Source organism: Streptococcus sp. HMSC074B11, assembly GCF_001808705.1.
Taxonomy (GTDB): domain Bacteria; phylum Bacillota; class Bacilli; order Lactobacillales; family Streptococcaceae; genus Streptococcus.
The window spans coordinates 89611-114427 of record NZ_KV794270.1 but is presented as its reverse complement, the minus strand read 5'-3'; the positions used below and the strand labels follow the sequence as shown (position 1 = coordinate 114427).

The following is a 24817-nucleotide window of genomic DNA, read 5'->3' as shown; positions in this document are numbered from 1 at the left end:
CTTTTTAGCTATCTATAGATAAGAGGAAAAAGTTGTTAGAGTAGATGATTTTTATTAGATACCCTTGATTATACCGTAGAGAATATTAGTCAAATAAAATTGTTTTGTTTTCACTAATGCATTTCTTATTATCATCCCAATAGTTAATACTTTCAAAGCTTCCTTTTCTTAAATAAAGTGGTAGCCTTTTTCTTATTTCATCTTGCATTGGTATTTTATCAATATCTTTTAGATTCCACCATTTTGGCTCACCTTCAGCAGATGTACTTAGTTCACCAGTAAACTGAGTACATAAAAAGTCATAGAAGACAAATCTCTCATTACCAATTGAATTAGTAAAGCCTGAAATTCCTTTTAATTCAAGATTTAATGCGGTAAGTCCAGTCTCTTCCTTAAGTTCCCGTAATGCAGCTTCAAAAAAACTTTCAGGGAATTCAACTTTTCCCCCCGGTGGAATCCAGCCAGGAAAATTATCGTGCTGTCTATTAAGTAATAAAATTTCTTGATTTTTTAAAACGCAAATATTAACCCAGTTTTTGATTTTTTCAGTCATATTATCAACCTCCAACAAGTATTTTTTCATATATTAGACTATATGTCAAGAACTATATGCTATTTATGATTGTGACAAATGTGTCTCAGCCAAAGATTAATGATTTTTACGCAATAGCTGATGAACTCTCAGAATAGACTTCAATCAAGAACTTTGGAAGAAAGTGTTGAGAGGTTGGATATAAAAGAAAGTAAGCAAATCAGCCTGGCCTTTAAATTGGCCCTACGGGATTATTTATAGAAGACAAAGACGTGTCAATTCAGCACGTCTTTTTTTACTTTTTCTATGGTATAATAGAAGGTAGATTTATTAATTGGAGTACGAAGAATTTTATGATTAAATTAGTAGCAACGGATATGGACGGTACTTTTTTGGATGGTGCCGGTCAATTTGATATGGAGCGTCTGAAAAAGTTGCTCCATTCTTATAAAGAAAAAGGAATCTACTTTGCTGTAGCATCTGGTCGTGGGCTTTTGTCACTTGAAAAGCATTTTGCGGATGTCAAAGATGAGATAATCTTTATTGCTGAAAATGGTAGTTTGGTTCGTTTTCATGGAGAGGACCTTTATGAAGCAACCATGCCTCGTGATTTTTACCTATCAACATTTGAAAAGCTAAAGACTTCACCTTATTTTGATGAGAAGAAGATGCTCTTGACTGGTAAAGAGGCTTGCTATGTCTTAGATACAGTAGATGAAATCTATCTTATGTTTAGCCATCATTACAATGAAAATATCAAAAAAGTAGCCAGACTAGAAGATATTACCGATGAGATTTTCAAATTCACAACTAACTTTACTGAAGAGACAGTAGAAGCCGGAGAAGCTTGGGTCAATGAACATGTTTCTGGTGTTAAGGCTATGACGACAGGATTTGAATCCATTGACATCGTTTTAGACCATGTTGACAAGGGAGTCGCTATTGTCGAATTGGCTAGGAAATTGAATCTAGATATGGACCAGGTGATGGCCTTTGGTGATAATCTTAATGACCTGCACATGATGCAAGTTGTAGGGCACCCGGTAGCACCTGAAAATGCTCGTCCAGAGATTTTAGAACTAGCTGAAACAGTTATCGGACATCACAAAGACCAATCAGTTATCGCTTACATGGAGGGATTGTAATGGCAGATATTAAATTAATTGCCCTAGACTTAGATGGGACTTTGCTGACGACAGACAAGAAATTGACTGATCGTACTAAGGCAACTTTAAAGGCTGCGCGTGACCAGGGAGTCAAAGTGGTACTGACAACTGGACGTCCCCTCAAGGCTATGGATTTCTTCCTTAAAGAGCTTGGAACAGACGGCCATGATGACGAGTATACTATCACCTTTAATGGTGGATTGGTTCAGAAAAATACGGGTGAAATCCTCGATAAGACAGTATTCTCTATTGATGATGTGACACGTATTTACGAGGAAACTGAAAAACTAGGAATCCCCTTAGATGCAATTTCAGAAGGTACAGTTTACCAAATCCAATCAGATCAAGAAAGTCTGTATGCTAAATTTAATCCTGCTCTGACTTTTGTTCCAATTGACTTTGAAGATTTGTCTAGTCAGATGACCTACAACAAATGTGTGACCGCTTTTGCCCAAGAACCACTGGATGCCGCAATTGCTAATATTTCACCAGACTTGTTTAACAATTATGAAATTTTTAAATCTCGCGACATGCTTTTGGAATGGTCACCAAAGAACGTTCATAAGGCTACTGGATTAGCTAAATTGATCGACCATCTAGGAATTGACCAAAATCAAGTGATGGCTTGTGGAGATGAGGCTAATGACCTTTCCATGATTGAATGGGCAGGACTCGGTGTTGCTATGCAAAATGCTGTGCCTGAGGTCAAGGAAGTTGCAAATGTAGTAACCCCTATGACCAATGACGAGGAAGCTGTTGCTTGGGCCATTGAAAAATATGTACTGAAGGAGAACTAAAGAATGGGATTATTTGACCGTTTATTTGGGAGAAAAGAAGAACCAAAAATCGAAGAAGTCGTTAAAGAAGCTTTGGAAAATTTGGATCTGACAGAATCTAGCGAGGAAGTTGAAGCACTTGGAACTGAAGAAGTTGAAGTGAAAAATACTGAGGAAATCGACCAAAGTTCAGAAGTTGAGGAAACTTATTCTAAAGAAGCTAGTGAGTCTGCAGAATCAGTAGCAGAAACTACTCTAGAAACAGTTGAAGCAGAAACCGCCCCTCAGGAAGAAGAGACTCAGTTTGAAGAGGAAACTGAGTGTCATTGTTGTCAGGAAGAGTCAGATTCAACAGAAGTTGAAGAAACTGAAGAAAGAGCTCAAGAGGTAGCAGAGTTTGTTGCAGAAGAACCTGAGTCACCAGTCGAAGAAGTACCTTCAAGTGATAGCGACGCTGAAGAAGTTAATCAAGCTCAATCGGACGAAACGGAAGCAGACACTTCTGAAGAAGTGGAAGAAGATCTAGTAATCGAAGAAATTCCTCAATTTCAAGAGACTGTACAGGAAAAATATGACCGTAGTCTCAAGAAAACTCGTACGGGCTTTGGAGCTCGTTTGAATGCATTCTTTGCTAACTTCCGCTCTGTTGATGAAGAATTTTTCGAAGAACTCGAAGAACTACTCATCATGAGTGACGTTGGTGTACAGGTAGCTTCAAATCTCACTGAAGAATTGCGCTATGAAGCAAAACTTGAAAATGCCAAGAAACCAGATGTCCTCCGTCGTGTGATCATCGAAAAATTGGTAGAGCTTTACGAAAAAGATGGACAATACAATGAAAGCATTAACTTCCAAGATGGTTTGACAGTCATGCTCTTTGTAGGTGTTAATGGTGTCGGGAAAACAACTTCAATCGGTAAATTAGCTCACCGCTACAAACAAGCTGGCAAGAAAGTCATGCTTGTTGCTGCGGATACCTTCCGTGCTGGTGCGGTAGCTCAGCTAGCAGAATGGGGCCGTCGTGTAGATGTTCCTGTGGTTACTGGACCTGAAAAAGCAGATCCAGCTAGTGTTGTCTTTGATGGGATGGAACGTGCAGTAGCAGAAGGTGTTGACATTTTGATGATCGATACAGCTGGCCGTTTACAAAACAAGGAAAACTTGATGGCAGAGTTGGAAAAAATTGGTCGTATCATTAAACGTGTCGTGCCAGAAGCTCCGCATGAAACCTTTCTAGCTCTGGATGCATCAACAGGACAAAACGCTCTTGTACAAGCCAAAGAGTTTTCAAAAATTACTCCTGTTACAGGAATTGTCTTAACCAAGATTGATGGAACTGCCCGAGGTGGTGTTGTTCTGGCTATCCGTGAGGAACTCAATATTCCTGTTAAGTTGATTGGTTTTGGTGAAAAAATTGATGATATCGGTGAATTTAACTCTGAAAACTTTATGAAGGGCCTTCTAGAAGGTTTGATATAAACGAAAATCCTGCAAGAATTCTTGCAGGATTGTTTTTGATTATTCTAAACGACCATCTTTACGATAGGCGATATCTGGTTGCCAAGTCCACTCAGCACCGTATTTTTCAAGGAGATCAAAACTAGCTTGAGGTCCCATGCTACCAGCCTTGTAGTCATGAAGTGGAGCCCCGTTTTCAGCCCAAAGCTTCTCGATACGGTCAATCAATTCCCAAGAAGCACTCACTTCTTCCCAATGGCTAAAGTTAGTTGAGTTGTTATTCAAAACATCGTAGATGAGCTTTTCATAAGGATCCGGTGAAGCACCCGTTGCAGTTGCATCTGTTCTGTAATCAAGCGAATTAGGTGCAAGCTTAAACTCTTCACCAACCTCTTTACCGTTTAGGCTAAGTGAGAATCCTTCAGTTGGTTGGATGTAGATGGTCAGAACATTCGGTGTTAAAGGTTCTCCAAAGATTGAATCCATTTGTTTGAAGACAATGTTCACGTGTGTTCCTTTTTCAGTTAGGCGTTTACCTGTACGGAAGAAGAAAGGTACATCACGGAAGCGGTCGGTATCTACAAAGAAGGCACCTGAAGCAAAGGTTTCTGTCATAGATTCAGGGTTGACATTTGGTTCGCTGCGGTAAGAGATGTATTTCATGCCATCAACTTTACCAGAACGATATTGACCACGGATGAAGTGCTCTTTAAGTTCCTCATCTGTAGGGTGGTAAAGGTTCTTGAAGACCTTGATTTTCTCTGCGCGAATGTCATCCTTGGTAAAGCTTGCTGGTTTATCCATAGCTAAGAGCGACAGGAGTTGGAGTGTATGGTTTTGAACCATATCACGAAGGGCACCAGACTCATCATAGTAGCCACCACGCTCTTCAACACCTAGACGTTCTGCAAAGGTAATTTGAACATTATCGATGTGTTCCCGATTCCAAACATTTTCAAAAATCATATTAGCAAAACGAATGGCAAATATGCTTTGAATCATTTCCTTGCCAAGATAGTGGTCGATACGATAGATTTGCTCTTCGTTAAAAGTAGCTAGGAGTTCTTCGTTTAGTTTGCTTGCAGTCTCATAGTCTGTTCCAAAAGGTTTCTCAACGATCAAACGTTCAAAGCCTTTACCGTCAACAATCTGCTCAGACTTGAGATGTTTGGCGATGGTACCAAAGAACTGAGGTGCCATTGAGAGGAAGAAGAGTTTGTTGTGCTCAGTCTGATATTTTTCGTTTAATTCAGCCTGAAGTTTACGTAATTCGATGTAGTGCTCAGTATCATTAACATCGTGGCTTTGATAGTAAAAATGACTCGCAAATGCTTGAGCTTCTTCCACACTATCTGCCAAATCAAGAATAGATTCAACAACGACTGATTCAAAGTATTCCTTACTCCAAGGTCTACGAGCAGTTCCAATAACAGCAAAATGATCAGAAAGATTACCTGATTTATAAAGTCTAAAAAGTGAAGGGTAGAGCTTACGTTTGGCCAAATCCCCACTTGCACCGAAAATTGTAACAATAACTTTTGATGACATCTAGCTACCTAATTTCTATTTTGTTTCCTAGTTAAACTAGGCATGAGGAGTCCCCATTTTTCATATCCTTTATTTTATCATAATTTTCTAAAAAATCCAAAAATCCAATACGTCTATACTAAGAGGTTAGGCAAAACTCAATTTCATACTCTTCGAAAATCTCTTCAAACCACGTCAGCGTCGCCTTACCGTACTCAAGTACAGCTTGCGGCTAGCTTCCTAGTTTGCTCTTTGATTTTCATTGAGTATTAGGAGAAACCGAAGTAAATCTTTCCACAATAAAACGCATAATATCAAGTTTTTAATACCTGATACAATGCGTTTTTTGATTATAAAGACTTTTAGCCCTATCTTTTCTAGGCGTTTAGAACCTTGTCTAAAAATTCTTTAAGACGAGGATGTTGTGGGTTATCAAAGATTTGGTCGGGTGTTCCGTCCTCGAGGAATTCACCGTCAGCAGTAAAGATCACACGATTGGCAACCTTGCGGGCGAATCCCATTTCGTGGGTTACGATAATCATAGTCATGCCTTGTTCAGCCAATTCCTTCATAACGTTAAGAACGTCGCCGACCATCTCAGGGTCAAGGGCAGAAGTTGGTTCGTCAAAGAGCATGATATCAGGGTTCATGGCTAGACCGCGAGCGATAGCCACACGTTGTTTTTGTCCACCTGATAGACTTTCAGGATTTGCATTAGCCTTATCAGCCAATCCAACTTTTTCAAGGAGTTCCATTCCCAATTTTTCAGCTTCAGCCTTAGTCATCAACTTATGCTCCACTGGAGCGAAAGTGATATTTTCTAATACCGTCATGTGTGGGAAAAGATTGAAGTGCTGGAAAACCATTCCGACATTTTCACGAACGTGGTCCACGTTGGTTGCTTTATCCGTCAAATCATAACCATTAACCGTGATATGACCTTTTGTACCTTCCTCAAGGAGATTCAAGCTACGCAAGAAAGTTGATTTACCTGAACCAGAAGGTCCAATGATACAAACAACATCTCCTTCGTAGAATTTTGCTGAGATTCCTTTAAGGACTTTGTTTTTACCATATTGTTTATGTAAATTATCAACATCGATTTTTAATTTGGCCATTATTGAATCCTCTTTTCTAAGCGTTTTGCAAGTCTAGTAAGAAGAGTGATAATCACAAGATAGAAGACTGCGAGAATTGCATACATTTTGAAACTTTGGTAGTTACGGGCGATGATAATTTTACCAGTCTGGAAGAGCTCTACTAGCCCGATTGCAGATACAATAGTTGTATCTTTAAGTGCGATGACAAATTGGTTGACGAAGTTTGGAAGCATGAGTTTGGTTGCTTGTGGCAAGACAATCTTACGCATGGTTTTACTGTAAGAGATACCAAGGCTTCGACTAGCTTCCATTTGTCCGATAGGAACAGCCTTAATACCACCACGAACAATTTCAGCGATATAGGCAGCTGAGTTTAGCGAGAGGGCGATTGTACCAGCGACAAAGTCATTGATTGGACTCTGTTGGCCTGTAAGAGATTCGATAAAGTTAGGAATTCCCCAGAAGATAAAGGCAGCAAGAATCATCAGTGGAATACCGCGAATCACATCGACAAAGATTTCTGAAATAAGACGAAGTGATTTATAAGGACTAACGCTAAACATACCAAAGATAATCCCGATAACAATCGCAATTGCAAAGGAAATCAAAGCTAGGGAAAGGGTAATTCCAAGTCCACTTAGGAGTTGTTTGTAGTTGTTTTTCAACAAGCCCCAGATAGTAGTTTCGTCAACAGTTGATGATTCACTTGTTGAATCAGTTGCAAGGTATTTATCAAGAATCTTTTGGAATTCACCACTTGCTTTAAGATTTGCAAGACCGTTGTTGAACATTTCAATCAATTCAGGATTGCTTCCCTTTTTAACTGCAAAAGCAGTTTCTCCGATTGGAGTACCTTCGATTGGTGTTTTTAATTTTTGACCTTGACTGATAGAGTATTTAAGAACTGGTTCGTCATCCATCACAGCGTCAATTGAACCAGTGTTCAAGCTGTCATACATAGATGAACCATCTGCAAAGGTTTTAATTTTATAACCATATTTGCTTTGATTTTCAGTTAGGAAGGTTTGAGAAGCAGTACCGTTTTTAACACCAACGGTTTTACCATTCAGATCTTCATAAGAAGAAATCGTACTTGATTCCTGAACTCCAAGAATAGTATTAGCTGTATAGTAAGAATCAGAGAAATCAAAGGTTTCTTTACGAGCGTCTGTAACAGACATACCAGCAATCATACCATCAGCTTGACCAGATTGAACCGCGTTAATAGCAGCGTCAAATCCTGGGTTAGTGATTTCAATCTCGAAACCTTGATCTTTGGCAATGGCCTTGATTAAGTCCATATCAATACCAGTGTACTGGTTGCTTGAGTTCTGGAAGACAAATGGTGCGAATGAAGAATCACTAGCGATAACGTATTTTGATTTGACAGGAGTAGCTTTTTGACCTGCGCTTGTAGTTGAAGTGAGAGAAGTCGCTTGTGAACTAGTTTTAGAAGAATTTGTCCATTTATTGATAATTTTGTCCAAGCTACCATCTTTTTTCATCTGAGCTAAAGCTTCGTTAAATTCTGTAACTAGGTATTCGTACTTGCTGCCTTTTTTAACACCGAAAGCAAAGCTTCCAACGGCTTCTCCGTCCATATTGATACTGAGATCTTGCCCTTGGTTAATAGCGTACTCGATAACTGGTTTGTCATCCATGATGGCATTTACAGCACCTGTACTGAGACTGTTATTCATCAAATCGCCAGTATCAAAGGTTTTGATAGTGAAACCATATTTATCTTTGATACTTTCTAGGAAACGTTGTGCAGCAGTACCGTTTTTAACACCAACAGTTTTACCACTTAATTCTTCATACTTAGTGATTTTGTTAGACTTAGTCGTTGCGATGACAACTTTTGTATCATAGTATGTATCAGACATGGTAAAGACGTTTTCACGTTCTTTGTTTTTTGTCATACCAGCCATGATCGCATCTGCTTGCCCTGCTTGGACCGCATTGACAGCAGCATCAAAGCCTGGATAAGACATTTGGATGTTCCATCCTTTTATCTCAGCTACTTTATTGATGATGTCGACATCAATTCCTTTATAAGTCTGGTCTGTATCTTTAAACTCAAAGGGTGCATAAGCAGTATCACTAACAATCTTGATAGTGTCCGCATTAGCATAGCCTAAAGAGAATAAGGGAAATAAAAATAATAAAAATGCAAGGATTTTTTTCTTCATGTTTAGTCTCCTTTTTAGAATATTTACCCAATTATAGCAGAAACTAAAAAAGTTGGCAAATATTTAGTGTTTTTATGTAAGAAGATGTGACATAAAAATCTTATGATACTGATTTTTTGATCTAAAAAGGAAGAAAAGCCGAACATATGTTGATGAGTTCGGCTTGTTCTATATAATGGGAATGATTAGCTTGACTTGTGCACCATGATTACTATTTTCTAAGTGCATAGTTCCATTATGAAGTTTCATGACGCGTTTGACGAAAGATAAACCAAGTCCATAGTGACTTTCTTGAGAGGGGGTTCTTGCTTGGTCATCTTTATAGAAAAGATTTCCAGCATTTTGTAATATGGTTTTTGAAAAACTAGATTGGTTATTCCATATAGTTAGAACTAATTGACTATTTTCTTGTGAAATTGTTAGGTGGATTTGTGCATTATTCTCTTTTTGATGTTGTATTGCATTATTAATAATATTTGTGATTGCTCGGAAAAATAGATTGGAATGAATTGCAATTTGTGTTGATGGATTTACTGTGTTTGTAAAAACAAAGTGTGTATTTCTAGGAAGTAAAGGTGTGATATGTTCCTTTATTTGATGAGTTACTTGTTTAATTGATATGTTTTCAAGTTGAATATCATGGTCATAAAAAGTTTTGGAGTATTGGATGAAGTGGTTGAAATACTCATTTAACTGAATACTTGCTTGCTCCAGATCTTTTAGACATTCCATTACTTGGGGTGTTTGTTTGGTAGATTGTAGGAATTCAGCATTTCCTCTGATGACAGTTAGAGGAGTTCGAAGATCATGTGCAGCGCTAGATACTTGAAACATGAGTTCTTTTTTTTGTTCTTTTTCATTTTCAATTCTATTTTTTATATCAGATTGCATTTTTTCGATCAGATCATTTGTTTCAATAAATTCCTTAATCTGCAAATGGTGATTTTCATTTTTGTTGAAATATAGACCACTATGATAAACCATGTTCATTTCTTTTTGAATTTTGGTTAATAATTGTCGAATATTTGTTACAATGATAAGAATTAAAATGATGCAAAGATAAATCCAAGAACTGACGCTAAAAAATAAAGCAAAGAAATTGGCATTTTTCTCATTGATTCCAGATACAGAAGATAGAAGAGCTGGAACTATGTAAAAAAGTATAAGACATAGAAGAAATTGCCAAATGATTTTAAGGTAGGTATTCTGAATGAGTTGTTTGATTGTCATTTCTTTTGCCATTTGTATCCTCCTCCCCAAACCGTTTTGATTGGATCAATTTGATGAGCCTTGAATTTTTGTCTGATTTGATAGATGTATTCGGTGATTGAACGTAGCTGTACATCAGAGCTTACAGGATAGAGGTAATCGTAAAGTTCCTCTGCGCTAAATATTCGGTTCTCATTTTTAGCTAAAAGATAAAGTAGATCAAATTCTCGCTTAGTTAGAGAAATGCTCTTTGATTGATAATAAACTTCTTGACTATCTCGATAAAAAGTTATATCTGAAATCAATTCTTCTTTAGAGGCAGGGTGAGATCTTTCCTCTCTACGAAGATGCATTTGAATTCTTGCAATCAATTCCTTAATGCTAAATGGTTTTGTGATGTAATCATCTGCTCCAGCTTGTATCCCCTTTAGTAAATCTTCTTCAATATCTTTAGCGGTTAGAAACAGGATTGGAGTAGTAATTTGTGAACGAATGGAGCGACAGATCTCTAAACCAGAAAAAGGCATCATGATATCAAGTAATATCAGATCGAATCCAGTAAAGTCACAAATATCGATCTCTTCTATATTTGACCGAGTTTCTACGTTAAAGTTGTTTGCTTCTAATGTATTCCTTATTAATCGTAAGATTTTTTCATCGTCGTCAATTGCTAAAATTTTATACTTCATAGTTCCTCCAATTACTTGTGTATATTATAGCAAACATAGAAAGTAATTTGTTAGAAATGAAAAAATAATTATAAAAATTTTTATTCTGATTTTTTTCTGATATTCTCCTGATATACTTGCTCCAAGTGAAGGTGAAATTTCACAAAAAGTTAGAAGGGAAAAGAAGGAATGATAACAATTCAAAAACTACATAAGGAATATAATAATAAAATTGTCCTGAAAAATGTGTCTTTCAAAGCTAAGAAAGGTGAGGTCACTGGATTGATTGGACCAAATGGTTCTGGGAAATCGACTTTAATCAGAATTTTACTCGGTTTAGAAAATAGTCAAAAAGGAATAGCATTGATCAATGGCAAAAAATACTCTCAATTGGGAGTTAATCCTTTTTGTGTTGTTGGATCATTCCTCGACAGTTGCCAACCTTATCCAACGAGAACAGGATTTCAGCATCTTCGCTGGATTGGCTTGGCTTGTGGTGTTGACAGAAATAGGTGCAACGAATGTTTAGACTTGGTGGGGTTAAGTGATGCTAAAAATAAAAAAGTAAAAGACTATTCATTAGGAATGAAACAACGTCTTGGATTAGCAACAGCCTTATTAGCAAGTCCTGACATCTTAATTTTAGATGAACCAATCAATGGACTAGATCCAGAGGGTATACGCTGGATACGCAATTTTTTACAATCTTTTGTCAGTGAAGGTAAAACTGTATTAATGACAAGTCATTATATGAGTGAGTTAGAATTAACTGTAGATCATCTGGTTGGGATTTCTAATGGGAAGATTGTTATTGATGCTCCTACCAAAGACATTTTGAAACAGTTTGGCTCTTTTGAGGAGGCATACTTTAAAGCACTCGAAGGGAAAGAAGGTGAATAATATGTTGAAGCGTTCCTTTTTTAGTGATCTTTATAAATATAGTAGTTTACCTACTTTTAAATTTACTTTTTTTCTTATTTTGGGAGTCAGCATATTTTTTACACTTCAAAATATTCAGGTGATAAACGCTTTAGTAGAAGGAAATGGACAGGCGGTTAACCTTGACCCATCTATGTTATCATCGAATCCAGTCAATACAGTCAGGGATGCTCTCTTATCTTCACCCTACCAAGCAAGTGTTATTTTCTTGCCAATTCTGGTTTCACTTGTTTATTCAACCCATTATCAATTTGGTGATGATTATTTTACTCAGTTAATAATTCCTAACTGGAAAGTTCGACTTACTGGTTTTATTGCTAGTTCGATTGTCTTATCACTACTTTCTACTGTAATATTTTCGATAGTAAATGCTGTTGTTTTACTCATTTTTCTAGATTCTACTTTAAAGAACTATTTAGAATTTACTTTGTTTTTAGATGTTACGGTAAGAGTTATGATATTTGCGATCGTTCTTACTGTATTAGCTTTACTGTTCGTAATCGTAACGAAAAGATCAATGACTGCATTAATTGCAGACGTTTTATTATTGGTAATCAGCTTATCAGGTATTCTAAGAGGAATTTCCTCTAAAATAGAAAATCTATTGCCTTTGATTGGAGCAAAGTCATTTGCTTTTGGTCGAATTGAAGGGACTCAAACGAGCCAATTGTATGGATTTACTCTTTTAGTAGTGGAAGGAGTCGTATTCTTGGTATTGATAATTGTTGTAGAAATGATTCGAATGAGGAGGAAGAATGGCAAGAATATTTATCAGTCTTATCGTCAAAAAATATAGCTTAAAACTCGTAAAGTACCAGATAGCTATACAGTCAATTTTGGTAGGATTTGTGTGCCTACTAAGTGTGTTACCAGTTGCAATCAATGGTAGAATTGTAGAATTATCTTTAAAGCAAGCTCTTGTTTTTACATCAATGTTCTCTGCTGCTATTGGGTGTGTTAATGCATTTGTAGACTTACAATCACACGAAACAAAATTAGTTTTTTTGGTGAGTGGAAAAAGGATCTTAAGTTCAATGAGTATTCTGTTCGTAGAGTTATTTGATGTCTTACTACAATCAACTTTATATTTCATTGTACTGCATATATGGTTTCATTTTTTAAGTATCGAAAATAGTGTCGGTTTAGAAATTTTCAGTTTCTATTTGATTGGTTCCATCCAATACTTTTTAATTTCTTACTTTTTAAGTTATTTTTTCAAAAGTCCAATGGGGAGTTTAGCTATTTTGTTGCTATTTCCTATTTTGTTACAACCTTTCATAGAAAGAGTAGTGGAACCAATGACTAGTTATCTATTTTATAATATTGTTGCGGATACGATACTAGGGAGAGCTTCCTACCTGCAACTATGTGTTTATGCTCTTGAATTGGTGTTTTCACTTGGAGCAACTCTTTACCTTTTGATAAAGAATCAAGAAGTTAAGTAGTAAAGTGGTCTCATAAAAATGATGCTGATGAACAAGCTTTACTAATTCTGTAAGTCATTGACGTTGACGTTTATTACGTATTGTATTGTTTTAGAATAAAAGACAAGACTTTCGAAGTAATATCGAGAGTCTTGTTTATCTTTCACTTCAATTATAAGTCCATTTAATTATTTTGTAATTTAAAGATGTACTGATTTACTGGATTAATTTGTTACATCTTGTATATTCCCCAACTCAGAGAATTCTGGTGATTTATGGTAAAATAAGGTCTATATATGTGAGGACAAAGAGATGATCAATAGAATTACAGACAACAAATTTAAACTAGTATCCAAATACCAACCGTCTGGGGATCAACCACAGGCCATCGAACAGTTGGTGGATAACATTGAGGGTGGAGAAAAGGCTCAAATCTTGATGGGGGCCACTGGTACAGGTAAGACCTACACTATGAGTCAAGTCATTGCCCAAGTCAATAAGCCGACCCTAGTCATTGCCCACAATAAAACCCTAGCAGGTCAGCTCTATGGGGAGTTTAAGGAATTTTTCCCTGAAAATGCGGTTGAGTATTTCGTATCCTACTATGATTATTACCAGCCAGAAGCCTATGTGCCTTCAAGCGATACTTATATAGAAAAAGACAGTTCAGTCAATGATGAAATTGATAAGCTTCGTCATTCCGCGACTTCAGCACTCTTGGAGCGTAATGATGTTATCATTGTTGCATCTGTTTCTTGTATCTATGGATTGGGTTCCCCTAAAGAATACGCTGATAGTGTAGTAAGTCTGCGTCCGGGTCTTGAGATTTCTCGAGATAAACTGCTCAATGATTTGGTGGACATTCAGTTTGAGCGCAATGACATTGACTTCCAACGTGGTAGATTTCGTGTACGTGGGGATGTGGTGGAGATTTTCCCAGCCTCTCGTGATGAGCATGCCTTTCGCGTAGAATTTTTCGGGGATGAAATTGACCGCATCCGTGAAGTCGAAGCTTTAACTGGTCAAGTTCTGGGCGAAGTGGATCATTTGGCTATTTTTCCAGCTACTCACTTTGTGACTAATGATGACCACATGGAAGTAGCTATTGCTAAGATCGAGGCCGAGTTGGAGGAGCAGTTAGCTATCTTTGAGAAGGAAGGCAAACTCCTTGAAGCGCAACGCTTGAAACAGCGTACAGAGTATGATATTGAGATGCTCCGTGAGATGGGCTATACAAACGGCGTTGAAAACTATTCACGTCACATGGATGGACGGAGCGAAGGAGAGCCACCTTATACGCTTCTCGACTTCTTCCCAGATGATTTCCTGATTATGATTGATGAAAGCCACATGACCATGGGGCAAATCAAGGGCATGTACAATGGTGACCGTTCTCGTAAGGAGATGTTGGTTAATTATGGTTTCCGTTTGCCATCTGCCTTGGATAATCGTCCTCTTCGTCGGGAAGAGTTCGAAAGTCATGTGCATCAGATTGTTTACGTTTCAGCGACACCTGGTGATTATGAGATGGAACAAACGGATACCGTGATTGAGCAAATCATCCGTCCAACAGGTCTCTTGGATCCAGAGGTGGAAGTGCGCCCAACCATGGGACAGATTGATGATCTGCTTGGTGAAATCAATGCCCGAGTTGAAAAGAACGAACGGACCTTTATTACAACCTTGACCAAGAAAATGGCTGAAGACTTGACTGACTACTTCAAAGAAATGGGTATCAAAGTCAAGTACATGCACTCGGATATCAAGACCTTAGAGCGTACCGAGATTATCCGTGATTTGCGTTTAGGAGTCTTTGATGTCTTGGTCGGGATTAATCTCCTTCGTGAAGGGATTGACGTACCTGAAGTAAGTTTAGTTGCCATTCTCGATGCTGATAAGGAAGGCTTCCTCCGTAACGAGCGTGGACTCATTCAAACCATTGGTCGTGCTGCTCGTAATAGCGAAGGGCATGTGATCATGTATGCTGATACTATGACTCAATCTATGCAAAAAGCCATTGATGAAACGGCCCGCCGTCGTCAGATTCAGATGGCTTATAATGAAGAACATGGCATCGTGCCACAAACTATTAAGAAGGAAATCCGTGATCTTATTTCTGTTACCAAAACTGTTGCTAAAGAAGAGAACAAGGAAGTCGATATCAATAGCCTTAACAAACAAGAACGCAAAGAATTGGTCAAGAAACTGGAAAAACAAATGCAAGAAGCCGTCGAAGTGCTTGACTTTGAACTTGCTGCCCAGATTCGTGATATGATGTTGGAAGTCAAGGCGTTGGGTTAGATAGGATAAAGCGAATGAAAATTATCATTAAAACAATGGAAACACCTGAAGAGATAGAAGGGAAGTCCCTCGTTCATTGGCAAACATGGAGAGAGGCTTATGACGATCTTTTACCTGCGGAATTTCAGGAGACGATGACATTAGAAAGATGTCGATTCTTTAGTCAAAAATATCCAGAAAATACCTTGATTGCTATGGATGGAAAGCAGGTCGTTGGATTTATCAGCTATGGAAATTTTCGTGATGAAGCCATTCAAGCTGGTGAAATCATAGCCTTATATGTTTTAAAAGATTACTATGGAAAAGGTGTGAGTGAACAGTTAATGCATGCTGCATTTGTTGCTCTCGATCATTTCTCTGAAATTTATTTATGGGTATTGAAAGATAATAAGCGATCCATTGCTTTCTATCAAAAAATGGGTTTTACTTTTGATGGCCAAGAACAAATACTTGAACTTGGAAAACCTGTTAAGGAATTGAGGATGGTGTGTTCTTCAAATAAAGATTCCTAAAGACGTATCTATCAATATTTGAACTATTATCAATTAATCGAGTATAAAGAGTGAAAGAGATAGAATGAAGCAAAGAGATGAAGGAGAGAACGAATGAAAATTTTAGTCATCAATGGGCACCCTGATAAGGAAAGTTACTGTCAAGCAATTTTTCAAACCATTGTAGAAAATATTGATTCAAGGCACCATGAGCTTGAAGTCATCAATCTTAATGAAGAGGACTTTGATCCTGTCCTTCGCTACGGCTATCGAAAACGTATGGAAGAAGATTCTTTTATACTTCGCTCTCAGGAGTTCATCCAATGGGCAGACCATTTTATCTTTGTTTATCCTATTTGGTGGAGTAGTATGCCTAGCCTCATGAAAGGTTGGATTGATCGGGTCTTTACACCGGGGATTGCTTACTCTGCTAATGATCAGGGGAGTTTTATCTGGAATTACCTTAGAGGCAAGCAGTTTAAAAAGTTATTAAAAGGGAAAACAGCCAGTATTTACGCAACCTCCATGGCGCCCACTTGGTGGTACAAAATCTTTTCGGGTCCTATCAACATTCCAGATAGCTATGGCATCTCTGTTTTGAAAAATGCGGTCTTGAATCACTGTGGAATTAAAACTAAGCGCGTGTGCGTACTAGGTGAAGTTGGACGGGATGTGAATACAGCAAGTATGCGTGAAGAGCATCTCCAAAAAGTAGCAGAAGAAGTTAAAAAACTATCATGAAGCAAAAAAGTAAGAGACAGAAAACATTAAAAAAACACCAGAAATCAAAGCGAAAGATTGGTCTACTGGACCGCATGAATCTGTGGTTTGTGCAACATTCAACAATTGCCTGGATTCTTGATGCAAGCGTTCTTTTGTTTTCTGCTCTAGGAATATTATATCTATTGTACGGAACAACCCTTATTCCAAGTCCCTATCGGGAACTGCATTATAGTTTTCCACTTTTTTTAAATCTTTTTGTATTGGTGAATGCATCTTATCATTCTTTCCTTCGTAACTTTAGAAAAGACTGGATTTCTTTGCGAAATTTTGCAAATATGTTTTTATATCCTAATGTAATTGCTTGTGTATTACAGTTAACGATTGGGATGACCTCTAAAAGAGGAAGAAGATTACTTCCGATATGGGCATTAGACTATCGCTATATCTGGTTTCCCCTCGTTACTTATTTCATTTTCTTTCTATTGCCTATTGTGACAATTATAATTTCCAAGCATATTGAAAAGAAAAAGGAGGAAGAAAATAATGGGGAAAATACATTCAAAAAAAAGTAATTCAAATACAAAAAAGAATCGCCCAAGGAAAGAAAGTTTTCGACTTTGGATGGATTCTCATAAATTTTTAGGATTTTTCCTGGTCCTTGGTCTTATCCTAGCAATAGGACTAGGTCTGAATCTAATTTTCAAAAACCTTCCTATTCCTGAGCCATACAGAGATATCAACTATAGTTTTCCAATATATATAAATATTTTTTGTCTGGTGTATCGATTATTTGACTATTGGTTCCTAGACTTGACTAGGACAAGAATGACGATAAAAAGATATGCAGATTTATTTATCTATCTTAATAGTATCGGTTTAATAGTTCATCTCTTTATTGGGATTGGTGGGAAAAATAGTAAAGGAATTTTGCCTTCTCTCTTATCCCTAGACCACCGCTATATATGGTTTCCTATTGCAACTTATCTGATCTTTTTCAGTTTGGCATCTATTATAACTCTAGTAATGAATTATATTGAAAAGAAAAGGAGTCAATCATGATAAAACATCTAACTATATTTAGGGTAATTTACCTTCTGTTCCTGGTATTTGCCCTGATTCATTTTATCTTAGGATTGTTTGGCTTAGCTTTTACCCCAGTCTTGTGGAATTTCTGGTTCTTTGGTCTTTGTTTAACCCTATTTATCCATCCGTGGACTATCTTCTATAAATCTAGAATCTTTCAATGGCATCATCTAATTTTTCAGGCTCTTAGTGGATTCTTTGCGCTCTTGATCTGGTTCATGACATTTTTCATTTTATCTATGGTTCCAGATTCATCTATGCCTATAAACATAGATTATCAGATGAATAGTAAAGATAAGGAAATTAGAATTATCAGAGGGGACTTGCTCCATGAAATTCATGAATATCATGATTTGATTAATCCTTTGATTATGAAATCTAAAGTTAAGTATGTAGAAAATTAAACATTAGAAAGTGAGTCTATGTATGTCTCGAGCACAATTAACCATTCTAACGAATATTTGTCTAATAGAAGATCTTCAAAATCAGCGTGTGGTTATGCAGTATCGATCGCCTGAAACCAACCGCTGGTCTGGCTATGCCTTCCCAGGAGGACATGTTGAAAATGGAGAGGCTTTTGCAGAATCTGTTATTCGTGAAATATACGAGGAAACAGGTCTGACGATTAAAAATCCTCAACTGGTCGGCATTAAAAATTGGCCTTTAGATTCGGGTGAACGCTATATTGTCTTTTGTTATAAGGCGACTGAGTTCTCTGGTACCCTTTGCTCTTCAGATGAAGGAGAAGTTTCTTGGATACAAAAAGACCAGATTTCAAACTTGGATCTGGCCTATGATATGTTACCCTTGATGGAGATGATGGAAGCTCCTGATAAGTCAGAATTTTTCTACCGTCACCGTACAGAAGATGGATGGGAAAAGAAAATATTCTAATCCTTTACTAAATAACCTAACTTGTCCAAGGCCTTCTCAATATAGAGGAGGTCTTGTTCGTTTTCAGCTTCGACTAGGTGATAATGAACGCCATCTGTTAATTCAGAAAGTGGTCTAAAGTCAGACCGTTCGACTTGCTCTAAAAAATGCTGAACGTCACGGCGACAAGAGAGTTTGAGCAAGGTTTCAATTTCCCCGTAGACAGGATGATCAATTAAGGTATTCTGAACACGTCCCCCATTATCGACGATAGCTAGAAGTTCTTGACCGATTTCTTCCATCTCGTGCTTTACTTTAAACAGCTTGTGAACATACGGATTGGTTTTGCTTTCTTTATAAATATAGCCACGATTGGTTGATAAGATAGGAGCACCGTCTGCACGAAGAACTGCAATGTCCTGAACGATAATCTGGCGAGTGACATGAAAATGTTCTGCTAATCTTTTTCCGTTTTGAGGTTTTTGAGCTTCTTTTAAGAGTTGTAGAAGTGCTTCTTTTCGATTTTTTGTCATATTCTTCTTTCTTAACGCTTAACGGCGTTTTTTCAATGCTTTATAAACAGCTAATGCTAAGTAATAGTCTACCATACTATGAATAATTGTACCAATACCAACCAGGACAAATAGGACATAGAACATATTTTCTACATTGGTTCCAGTTCCTGCATAAAAGATAATACAAGCCAAGACTTCAGCAATAGCATGAACCAAGCCAAGTACAAAGTTAAAAATCAATGAAGATTTCTTATTGTCCAAGGTTTGAGGATGTTTTTGAAGATAGAAAGCACCCAGACTTCCAAAAAAGATATGGGAAAATGCACGAAGTACAATGACAATCGGATACCCAGCCATGAGAAATCCTAAACTAGAAGCTATAATAACAAAGATAGCCATCCAAGGAGAAAGAAACATAGCGATAAAAATAGCAACGTGACTTCCTAGAGTGTAGGAAGCGGGAGGAATGACAATTTTAAAGGGCATCACCAAAGGAATCAAAATAGCGATAGCTGTTAGCAATGCGGTCAAGGTCATGAATTGTGTTTTCTTTTGTGTATTCATAATAACTCCTTTTTCTGTATATACAGTTGTATAGTACAATAAAAAATCAAACAAGTCAAGAACTAAAATTGATTTTTGATGAGATTATCTTGAAATAAGGTTAAAAAATAAATAAAAATTTTTAAAAAATAATCAAAAAACTCTTGCACTAATCAAAGTAGTATGTTATACTTAATAACGGTTTGAAAAAACTGCCTAAGACAGTAGGGGAGCTCGACTCATAAATATCCTACCGAGGACAAAACGTATCATGTAAAAAGAAGCGTATTGTACTTTCGTGTCTAGGTTTGGGCGCGTTTTTCTTTTGGAAAAATTCCCCAAGCAAAATAATTACGGAGGTGAACACACTAATGAGTGAAGCAATTATTGCTAAAAAAGCGGAACTAGTTGACGTAGTAGCTGAAAAAATGAAAGCTGCTGCATCAATCGTCGTTGTAGACGCTCGTGGTTTGACAGTTGAACAAGATACAGTTCTTCGTCGTGAGCTTCGTGGAAGCGAAGTTGAGTATAAAGTTATTAAAAACTCAATCTTACGTCGTGCAGCTGAAAAAGCTGGCCTTGCAGAACTTGCATCTGTATTTGTTGGACCATCTGCTGTAGCATTTTCTAACGAAGATGTTATCGCTCCAGCGAAAATCTTGAACGACTTTGCTAAAAACGCTGACGCACTTGAAATCAAAGGTGGTGCAATCGAAGGCGCTGTCGCATCAAAAGAAGAAATCGTTGCTCTTGCAACTCTTCCAAACCGCGAAGGACTTCTTTCTATGCTCCTTTCTGTACTTCAAGCGCCAGTGCGCAACGTTGCTCTTGCAGTCAAAGCGGTTGCAGACAACAAAGAAGACGCAGCTTAATCTTAAGCTACGCAGCGTAGCCTAGCTACAAAAATATAAACATAAAATATAAACTTATTTGGAGGAAATAACAATGGCATTGAACATTGAAAACATTATTGCTGAAATTAAAGAAGCTTCAATCCTTGAATTGAACGACCTTGTAAAAGCTATCGAAGAAGAATTTGGTGTAACTGCAGCTGCTCCTGTAGCTGTAGCTGCTGCTGGTGGTGCTGAAGAAGCTGCTAAAGATTCATTTGACGTTGAATTGACAGCTGCAGGCGACAAGAAAGTCGGCGTTATCAAAGTTGTACGTGAAATCACAGGTCTTGGTCTTAAAGAAGCTAAAGAACTTGTTGATGGTGCACCAGGTGTCATCAAAGAAGGCGTTGCAGCTGCAGAAGCTGAAGAAATCAAAGCTAAATTGGAAGAAGCTGGAGCTTCAGTTACTCTTAAATAATAGAGTAATTACATTCGTAGCTTAAAAATATGATTAAACCGCTATTCGTAAGAGTAGCGGTCTTTCTTTTTGTGTTCCATGGGGCACAAATTGGGGCTGTTAAATTTTGGCTAAGAAATATATAGGACTAGTGATAAAATAATTTTACTTTTTTATCCCTTTTTGATATAATAGACGACAAGAAAGAATATCTTATCAGTAAATCCCAAGCGAGCCTGAGATAGTGAGAGTCAGGTGGTTGAGAGATGAGTGTGGCGCTTTTGGTAAATTTTAAAAAATAATGAAGTAATAAATTAGGGTGGAACCGCGTTTCTGACGCCCCTAGTCGCAAGGCTTGGGTGTTGAAATTCGGTTCTTTTTGAATTCGTCTAATGCCTAAGTAGAAAGGAGCATAATGCTTAAAGGATCTTGTTTATGTAAAGCAGTGACCTACACTCTAGATGAGGAATTATCGGAATTAGTTTTTTGTCATTGCTCATTTTGTCGGAAAGCAACTGCGTCTGCCTATACAGTTAATGCTAAAGTTAGCAGTGAAAAGCTAGTATTGCATGGACAAGAAAAGCTTGTTTCCTATAGTTCTTCTCCAGGAAAACAGCGTTATTACTGCCAGAACTGTCATAGTCAAATTTTCACTGTTCAAGAAAATATACCAGAAGTCTGTGCTTTGAAATTAGGTACAATAGATGAATGCGATCAGAATTTACAAACTGTTCCTAAACGTCATATTTTTCAGGACCCAGCCTTTTCTTGGTTGCTTGATAAATAAATCTAAGAAGATAATATAAATTAAAGGAGTAAACAATGTCTAAAAAATTGACTTTCCAGGAAATCATCCTTACTTTGCAACAATACTGGAATGACCAGGGTTGTATGCTCATGCAGGCTTATGATAACGAAAAAGGTGCGGGAACCATGAGTCCTTACACTTTCCTTCGTGCTATTGGTCCTGAGCCATGGAATGCAGCTTATGTAGAGCCATCACGTCGTCCAGCAGACGGTCGTTACGGGGAAAATCCAAACCGTCTTTACCAACACCATCAATTCCAAGTGGTGATGAAACCATCACCATCAAACATTCAAGAGCTCTACCTAGAGTCATTGGAAAAATTGGGTATCAATCCTTTGGAACACGATATTCGTTTCGTTGAAGATAACTGGGAAAACCCATCAACTGGATCAGCAGGTCTTGGTTGGGAAGTTTGGCTTGACGGTATGGAAATTACTCAATTCACTTACTTCCAACAAGTCGGTGGCTTGGCAACTGGTCCGGTTACAGCTGAGGTTACTTATGGTTTAGAACGTTTAGCTTCTTATATCCAAGAGGTAGACTCAGTTTACGATATCGAGTGGGCTCCTGGTGTTAAATACGGAGAAATCTTCCTTCAACCTGAATACGAGCATTCAAAATACAGCTTTGAAGTTTCAGACCAAGACACGCTTCTTGAAAACTTCGAAAAATTTGAAAAAGAAGCTGGACGTGCATTAGAACTAGGTCTTGTGCACCCAGCCTACGACTACGTTTTGAAATGTTCACATACCTTCAACTTGCTTGATGCTCGTGGAGCAGTTTCAGTTACAGAACGTGCTGGTTATATCGCTCGTATCCGTAACTTAGCCCGTGTCGTAGCTAAAACATTCGTAGCAGAACGCAAAAAACTTGGATACCCACTTCTTGACGAAGCTACACGCGCAAAACTCCTAGCAGAAGAGGAAGAATAAAGAGTGTATTAGATAGGATTGGTTGATAGAGCAATCCTACAGGACCAGTTGCCGCAGTGATAGAGGTATCGTTAGAGAAACTAACGATACCAGGCAAAATTGGAGACCTTAGGCTCCAATTTTAGCAATGAAACGACGCAGTCGGTTGCTTGCGTGCCAATCACATAAGGCAAACTGGAAAAAAGATATTTTTCGGAGAAAAAACATGAAAAAAAACTTATTAGTAGAACTAGGACTCGAAGAGTTACCTGCCTACGTTGTCACACCAAGTGAAAAACAACTAGGTGAAAAAATGGCAGCCTTCTTGGATAATAACCGTCTTTCATACGAAGGAATTCAAACCTTCTCAACTCCACGTCGTTTGGCTGTTCGCGTACTTGGTTTAGCAGACCAACAGACTGATTTAACTGAAGATTTTAAAGGACCTTCTAAGAAAATTGCTTTGGATGCAGAAGGAAACTTTTCTAAAGCAGCGCAAGGATTTGTCCGTGGTAAAGGCTTGACTGTAGATGATATCGAATTTCGTGAAATCAAAGGTGAAGAATATGTCTACGTAACTAAGCATGAAGTTGGAAAACCAGCTGAGGAAGTTTTGGCTGGAATTCCAGAAGTTTTGGCTAGTTTAAGCTTCCCAGTAAGTATGCACTGGGCAAACAATACCTTTGAATATATTCGTCCAGTCCATACGTTGACAGTTCTTTTGGATGATGTGGCACTCGATATGGATTTCTTAGATATTCACTCAGGAAGAGTTAGCCGTGGACATCGTTTCCTTGGTCATGAAGTAGAAATTCAGCATGCTGACAGCTATGAAGAAGACCTGCGCAAAGTTTATGTTATTGCAGATAGCATTGAGCGCGAAAATATGATTCGTGAGCAAATTAAGGCTATTGAAGCTGAAGAAGGTGTTCAGGTACAAATTGATGAAGGACTCTTGAATGAAGTTCTGAATTTGGTTGAATACCCAACTGCCTTCATGGGTAATTTTGATCCTAAATACCTAGAAGTTCCAGAAGAAGTTTTAGTTACTTCAATGGAAACTCATCAACGCTATTTTGTTGTCCGTGATCTTGATGGAAACCTAAGACCAAACTTCATTTCAGTTCGTAATGGAAATGCTGAACACTTGGAAAATGTCATTCGAGGAAATGAGAAAGTTTTGGTTGCTCGTTTGGAAGATGGAGAATTCTTCTGGCGTGAAGACCAAAAACTCAAGATTGAAGATTTAGTTGCTAAACTTTCACACGTTACCTTCCATGAAAAGATTGGTTCATTACGTGAACACATGATTCGTACTGGGCAAATTGCTATCCTTTTGGCAGAAAAAGCAGGTTTATCAGTTGATGAAACTGTTGACCTTGCTCGTGCTGCAGCCATTTATAAATTTGACCTCTTAACCGGTATGGTTGGTGAATTTGATGAGCTTCAAGGAATCATGGGTGAGAAATATGCTCTTCTCGCTGGTGAGAATGCAGCAGTTGCACAAGCTATCCGTGAACACTACCTTCCAGATTCTGCTGACGGAGCTCTTCCTGAGTCTAAAGTCGGAGCAATCCTTGCACTAGCTGATAAATTGGATACTCTCTTGTCCTTCTTCTCTGTTGGCTTGATTCCATCTGGTTCAAATGACCCTTATGCTCTTCGTCGTGCAACACAAGGGATTGTCCGTATCTTGGAAGACTTCGGATGGAATATTCCAATGGACGAATTGATTGCTAGCCTCTATGCTTTATCATTTGATAACCTAACTTACGATAATCAAGAAGAAGTGCTTAAGTTCATCAAAGCTCGTGTTGATAAGATGATGGGTTCTACTGCAAAAGATATTAAGGAAGCTGTTCTTGCAAGTTCAAACTTTGTTGTTGCAGATATGATTGAAGCAGCAGAAGCCTTAACTGAAGCTGCAAAAACTGAAAACTACAAATCATCAGTTGAATCATTATCTCGTGCCTTTAACCTAGCGGAAAAAGCAGAAGGCTCAGTCAAAGTTGATACTAGCCTCTTTGAAAATGAACAAGAAAAAGAACTAGCTCAAGCTGTTGAAAGTCTTGAATTGAAAGGTTCAGCTAACGATAAATTGATGCAACTATTTGCCCTTAGTCCTGTTATTGATGCTTTCTTTGACAATACTATGGTTATGGCAGAGGATGTTGATGTTAAGAATAATCGCCTAGCTATTCTAACTGAACTTGTGAATAAAGCGAAAACAGTTGCTGCTTTTAATCTTCTTAATACAAAATAAAAATTAAAAAGTAGATTGGAGGTCC

General features: G+C 37.8%; 26 protein-coding genes and 1 other annotated feature. Of the genes, 18 read left to right on the top strand and 8 right to left on the bottom strand.

Annotated features, from left to right (window positions below; translation table 11 throughout):
• Positions 1–85: 85 nt before the first annotated feature.
• Positions 86–553 (bottom strand): 8-oxo-dGTP diphosphatase, encoded by a 468-nt coding sequence (locus tag HMPREF2619_RS04880; protein ID WP_000136624.1) that lies wholly within the window; start codon positions 551–553, stop codon positions 86–88.
• Between the two features lie 332 nt (positions 554–885).
• Between HMPREF2619_RS04880 and HMPREF2619_RS04875 the strand changes: the two genes are divergently transcribed.
• The 3 genes from HMPREF2619_RS04875 to ftsY are packed head-to-tail and all read left to right on the top strand — an operon-like array spanning position 886 to position 3953.
• A complete protein-coding gene (locus tag HMPREF2619_RS04875; protein ID WP_070459545.1) occupies positions 886–1677 on the top strand; it encodes a Cof-type HAD-IIB family hydrolase in 792 nt (263 codons plus the stop codon).
• Positions 1677–2495 (top strand): Cof-type HAD-IIB family hydrolase, encoded by an 819-nt coding sequence (locus HMPREF2619_RS04870; protein WP_070459542.1) that lies wholly within the window; start codon positions 1677–1679, stop codon positions 2493–2495. The genes HMPREF2619_RS04875 and HMPREF2619_RS04870 overlap by 1 nt, the downstream gene beginning before the upstream one ends.
• A gap of 3 nt (positions 2496–2498) precedes the next feature.
• Positions 2499–3953, top strand: a complete 1455-nt coding sequence (ftsY, locus tag HMPREF2619_RS04865) for a signal recognition particle-docking protein FtsY (RefSeq protein WP_083279594.1) — start codon at positions 2499–2501, stop codon at positions 3951–3953.
• Between the two features lie 39 nt (positions 3954–3992).
• On the opposite strand, the gene zwf is transcribed toward ftsY, so the two are convergent.
• The 5 genes from zwf to HMPREF2619_RS04840 form a co-directional block, all read right to left on the bottom strand.
• A complete protein-coding gene (gene zwf, locus HMPREF2619_RS04860; RefSeq protein WP_070459539.1) occupies positions 3993–5480 on the bottom strand; it encodes a glucose-6-phosphate dehydrogenase in 1488 nt (495 codons plus the stop codon).
• A 356-nt stretch (positions 5481–5836) separates the two neighbouring features.
• Entirely contained in the window at positions 5837–6577 is a 741-nt protein-coding gene (locus HMPREF2619_RS04855; RefSeq protein WP_049503260.1) for an amino acid ABC transporter ATP-binding protein, read from the bottom strand.
• Complete coding sequence (locus HMPREF2619_RS04850; RefSeq protein WP_070459536.1) at positions 6577–8751, bottom strand: ABC transporter substrate-binding protein/permease; 2175 nt, start codon at positions 8749–8751, stop codon at positions 6577–6579. The genes HMPREF2619_RS04855 and HMPREF2619_RS04850 overlap by 1 nt, the downstream gene beginning before the upstream one ends.
• A gap of 168 nt (positions 8752–8919) precedes the next feature.
• Positions 8920–9993 (bottom strand): sensor histidine kinase, encoded by a 1074-nt coding sequence (locus HMPREF2619_RS04845; protein ID WP_070459533.1) that lies wholly within the window; start codon positions 9991–9993, stop codon positions 8920–8922.
• The gene (locus tag HMPREF2619_RS04840) at positions 9978–10649 is read right to left on the bottom strand and encodes a response regulator transcription factor (RefSeq protein ID WP_070459530.1); all 672 of its coding nucleotides are present in this window, start codon (positions 10647–10649) and stop codon (positions 9978–9980) included. The genes HMPREF2619_RS04845 and HMPREF2619_RS04840 overlap by 16 nt, the downstream gene beginning before the upstream one ends.
• Before the next feature lie 168 nt (positions 10650–10817).
• Between HMPREF2619_RS04840 and HMPREF2619_RS04835 the strand changes: the two genes are divergently transcribed.
• The 10 genes from HMPREF2619_RS04835 to HMPREF2619_RS04790 all read left to right on the top strand — a co-directional run bounded on the left by HMPREF2619_RS04835 (position 10818) and on the right by HMPREF2619_RS04790 (position 18483).
• Positions 10818–11528 carry an ABC transporter ATP-binding protein gene (locus tag HMPREF2619_RS04835; protein WP_070459527.1) on the top strand — a complete coding sequence of 237 codons (711 nt, stop codon included), beginning with the start codon at positions 10818–10820 and terminating at the stop codon, positions 11526–11528.
• Between the two features lies 1 nt (position 11529).
• A complete protein-coding gene (locus HMPREF2619_RS04830) occupies positions 11530–12363 on the top strand; it encodes a hypothetical protein (protein WP_070459524.1) in 834 nt (277 codons plus the stop codon).
• Positions 12323–13012 (top strand): hypothetical protein, encoded by a 690-nt coding sequence (locus HMPREF2619_RS04825; protein WP_070459521.1) that lies wholly within the window; start codon positions 12323–12325, stop codon positions 13010–13012. Before HMPREF2619_RS04830 ends, HMPREF2619_RS04825 begins: the two co-directional genes overlap by 41 nt.
• Positions 13013–13303: 291 nt before the next feature.
• Positions 13304–15292 (top strand): excinuclease ABC subunit UvrB, encoded by a 1989-nt coding sequence (gene uvrB / locus HMPREF2619_RS04820; RefSeq protein WP_070459518.1) that lies wholly within the window; start codon positions 13304–13306, stop codon positions 15290–15292.
• Between the two features lie 14 nt (positions 15293–15306).
• Positions 15307–15804 (top strand): GNAT family N-acetyltransferase, encoded by a 498-nt coding sequence (locus HMPREF2619_RS04815; protein ID WP_070459515.1) that lies wholly within the window; start codon positions 15307–15309, stop codon positions 15802–15804.
• Between the two features lie 93 nt (positions 15805–15897).
• Positions 15898–16524 carry an NAD(P)H-dependent oxidoreductase gene (locus tag HMPREF2619_RS04810; RefSeq protein ID WP_061863348.1) on the top strand — a complete coding sequence of 209 codons (627 nt, stop codon included), beginning with the start codon at positions 15898–15900 and terminating at the stop codon, positions 16522–16524.
• A complete protein-coding gene (locus HMPREF2619_RS04805) occupies positions 16521–17078 on the top strand; it encodes a hypothetical protein (protein ID WP_070459512.1) in 558 nt (185 codons plus the stop codon). Before HMPREF2619_RS04810 ends, HMPREF2619_RS04805 begins: the two co-directional genes overlap by 4 nt.
• Complete coding sequence (locus HMPREF2619_RS11590; protein WP_261673718.1) at positions 17050–17565, top strand: hypothetical protein; 516 nt, start codon at positions 17050–17052, stop codon at positions 17563–17565. Before HMPREF2619_RS04805 ends, HMPREF2619_RS11590 begins: the two co-directional genes overlap by 29 nt.
• Positions 17562–17993: a hypothetical protein gene (locus HMPREF2619_RS04795; protein WP_070459509.1), complete on the top strand. Its 432-nt coding sequence runs from the start codon at positions 17562–17564 to the stop codon at positions 17991–17993. The genes HMPREF2619_RS11590 and HMPREF2619_RS04795 overlap by 4 nt, the downstream gene beginning before the upstream one ends.
• A 22-nt stretch (positions 17994–18015) precedes the next feature.
• Positions 18016–18483 carry an 8-oxo-dGTP diphosphatase gene (locus tag HMPREF2619_RS04790; protein WP_070459506.1) on the top strand — a complete coding sequence of 156 codons (468 nt, stop codon included), beginning with the start codon at positions 18016–18018 and terminating at the stop codon, positions 18481–18483.
• Here HMPREF2619_RS04790 and HMPREF2619_RS04785 read toward each other — a convergent pair.
• The gene (locus HMPREF2619_RS04785; RefSeq protein ID WP_070459503.1) at positions 18480–18995 is read right to left on the bottom strand and encodes a transcription repressor NadR; all 516 of its coding nucleotides are present in this window, start codon (positions 18993–18995) and stop codon (positions 18480–18482) included. The genes HMPREF2619_RS04790 and HMPREF2619_RS04785 overlap by 4 nt on opposite strands.
• Positions 18996–19013: 18 nt before the next feature.
• Complete coding sequence (locus HMPREF2619_RS04780; protein ID WP_070459500.1) at positions 19014–19541, bottom strand: ECF transporter S component; 528 nt, start codon at positions 19539–19541, stop codon at positions 19014–19016.
• 176 nt (positions 19542–19717) lie between these two features.
• Positions 19718–19853 (top strand) — a sequence feature (ribosomal protein L10 leader region).
• A gap of 38 nt (positions 19854–19891) precedes the next feature.
• Here HMPREF2619_RS04780 and rplJ point away from each other — a divergent pair.
• From rplJ to glyS, 5 genes are all read left to right on the top strand, one after another.
• Positions 19892–20392 (top strand): 50S ribosomal protein L10, encoded by a 501-nt coding sequence (gene rplJ, locus HMPREF2619_RS04775; RefSeq protein ID WP_001287269.1) that lies wholly within the window; start codon positions 19892–19894, stop codon positions 20390–20392.
• Between the two features lie 73 nt (positions 20393–20465).
• Positions 20466–20831, top strand: a complete 366-nt coding sequence (gene rplL, locus HMPREF2619_RS04770) for a 50S ribosomal protein L7/L12 (protein ID WP_001196968.1) — start codon at positions 20466–20468, stop codon at positions 20829–20831.
• Between the two features lie 394 nt (positions 20832–21225).
• On the top strand, positions 21226–21597 hold the full coding sequence (locus tag HMPREF2619_RS04765; RefSeq protein WP_070459497.1) for a GFA family protein: 372 nt from the start codon (positions 21226–21228) through the stop codon (positions 21595–21597).
• Between the two features lie 35 nt (positions 21598–21632).
• Positions 21633–22550, top strand: coding sequence for a glycine--tRNA ligase subunit alpha (gene glyQ, locus HMPREF2619_RS04760; protein ID WP_070459494.1), 918 nt, complete (start codon positions 21633–21635; stop codon positions 22548–22550).
• Between the two features lie 205 nt (positions 22551–22755).
• On the top strand, positions 22756–24792 hold the full coding sequence (gene glyS, locus HMPREF2619_RS04755; protein ID WP_070459491.1) for a glycine--tRNA ligase subunit beta: 2037 nt from the start codon (positions 22756–22758) through the stop codon (positions 24790–24792).
• Positions 24793–24817 lie beyond the last annotated feature (25 nt).

What these genes read in the sequence shown, in the direction of transcription:
- HMPREF2619_RS04880 (WP_000136624.1), bottom strand. Translation starts at nt 553, where the DNA reads ATGACTGAAAAAATCAAAAACTGGGTTAATATTTGCGTTTTAAAAAAT.
- HMPREF2619_RS04875 (WP_070459545.1), top strand. Translation starts at nt 886, where the DNA reads ATGATTAAATTAGTAGCAACGGATATGGACGGTACTTTTTTGGATGGT.
- HMPREF2619_RS04870 (WP_070459542.1), top strand. Translation starts at nt 1,677, where the DNA reads ATGGCAGATATTAAATTAATTGCCCTAGACTTAGATGGGACTTTGCTG.
- ftsY (WP_083279594.1), top strand. Translation starts at nt 2,499, where the DNA reads ATGGGATTATTTGACCGTTTATTTGGGAGAAAAGAAGAACCAAAAATC.
- zwf (WP_070459539.1), bottom strand. Translation starts at nt 5,480, where the DNA reads ATGTCATCAAAAGTTATTGTTACAATTTTCGGTGCAAGTGGGGATTTG.
- HMPREF2619_RS04855 (WP_049503260.1), bottom strand. Translation starts at nt 6,577, where the DNA reads ATGGCCAAATTAAAAATCGATGTTGATAATTTACATAAACAATATGGT.
- HMPREF2619_RS04850 (WP_070459536.1), bottom strand. Translation starts at nt 8,751, where the DNA reads ATGAAGAAAAAAATCCTTGCATTTTTATTATTTTTATTTCCCTTATTC.
- HMPREF2619_RS04845 (WP_070459533.1), bottom strand. Translation starts at nt 9,993, where the DNA reads ATGGCAAAAGAAATGACAATCAAACAACTCATTCAGAATACCTACCTT.
- HMPREF2619_RS04840 (WP_070459530.1), bottom strand. Translation starts at nt 10,649, where the DNA reads ATGAAGTATAAAATTTTAGCAATTGACGACGATGAAAAAATCTTACGA.
- HMPREF2619_RS04835 (WP_070459527.1), top strand. Translation starts at nt 10,818, where the DNA reads ATGATAACAATTCAAAAACTACATAAGGAATATAATAATAAAATTGTC.
- HMPREF2619_RS04830 (WP_070459524.1), top strand. Translation starts at nt 11,530, where the DNA reads ATGTTGAAGCGTTCCTTTTTTAGTGATCTTTATAAATATAGTAGTTTA.
- HMPREF2619_RS04825 (WP_070459521.1), top strand. Translation starts at nt 12,323, where the DNA reads ATGGCAAGAATATTTATCAGTCTTATCGTCAAAAAATATAGCTTAAAA.
- uvrB (WP_070459518.1), top strand. Translation starts at nt 13,304, where the DNA reads ATGATCAATAGAATTACAGACAACAAATTTAAACTAGTATCCAAATAC.
- HMPREF2619_RS04815 (WP_070459515.1), top strand. Translation starts at nt 15,307, where the DNA reads ATGAAAATTATCATTAAAACAATGGAAACACCTGAAGAGATAGAAGGG.
- HMPREF2619_RS04810 (WP_061863348.1), top strand. Translation starts at nt 15,898, where the DNA reads ATGAAAATTTTAGTCATCAATGGGCACCCTGATAAGGAAAGTTACTGT.
- HMPREF2619_RS04805 (WP_070459512.1), top strand. Translation starts at nt 16,521, where the DNA reads ATGAAGCAAAAAAGTAAGAGACAGAAAACATTAAAAAAACACCAGAAA.
- HMPREF2619_RS11590 (WP_261673718.1), top strand. Translation starts at nt 17,050, where the DNA reads ATGGGGAAAATACATTCAAAAAAAAGTAATTCAAATACAAAAAAGAAT.
- HMPREF2619_RS04795 (WP_070459509.1), top strand. Translation starts at nt 17,562, where the DNA reads ATGATAAAACATCTAACTATATTTAGGGTAATTTACCTTCTGTTCCTG.
- HMPREF2619_RS04790 (WP_070459506.1), top strand. Translation starts at nt 18,016, where the DNA reads ATGTCTCGAGCACAATTAACCATTCTAACGAATATTTGTCTAATAGAA.
- HMPREF2619_RS04785 (WP_070459503.1), bottom strand. Translation starts at nt 18,995, where the DNA reads ATGACAAAAAATCGAAAAGAAGCACTTCTACAACTCTTAAAAGAAGCT.
- HMPREF2619_RS04780 (WP_070459500.1), bottom strand. Translation starts at nt 19,541, where the DNA reads ATGAATACACAAAAGAAAACACAATTCATGACCTTGACCGCATTGCTA.
- rplJ (WP_001287269.1), top strand. Translation starts at nt 19,892, where the DNA reads ATGAGTGAAGCAATTATTGCTAAAAAAGCGGAACTAGTTGACGTAGTA.
- rplL (WP_001196968.1), top strand. Translation starts at nt 20,466, where the DNA reads ATGGCATTGAACATTGAAAACATTATTGCTGAAATTAAAGAAGCTTCA.
- HMPREF2619_RS04765 (WP_070459497.1), top strand. Translation starts at nt 21,226, where the DNA reads ATGCTTAAAGGATCTTGTTTATGTAAAGCAGTGACCTACACTCTAGAT.
- glyQ (WP_070459494.1), top strand. Translation starts at nt 21,633, where the DNA reads ATGTCTAAAAAATTGACTTTCCAGGAAATCATCCTTACTTTGCAACAA.
- glyS (WP_070459491.1), top strand. Translation starts at nt 22,756, where the DNA reads ATGAAAAAAAACTTATTAGTAGAACTAGGACTCGAAGAGTTACCTGCC.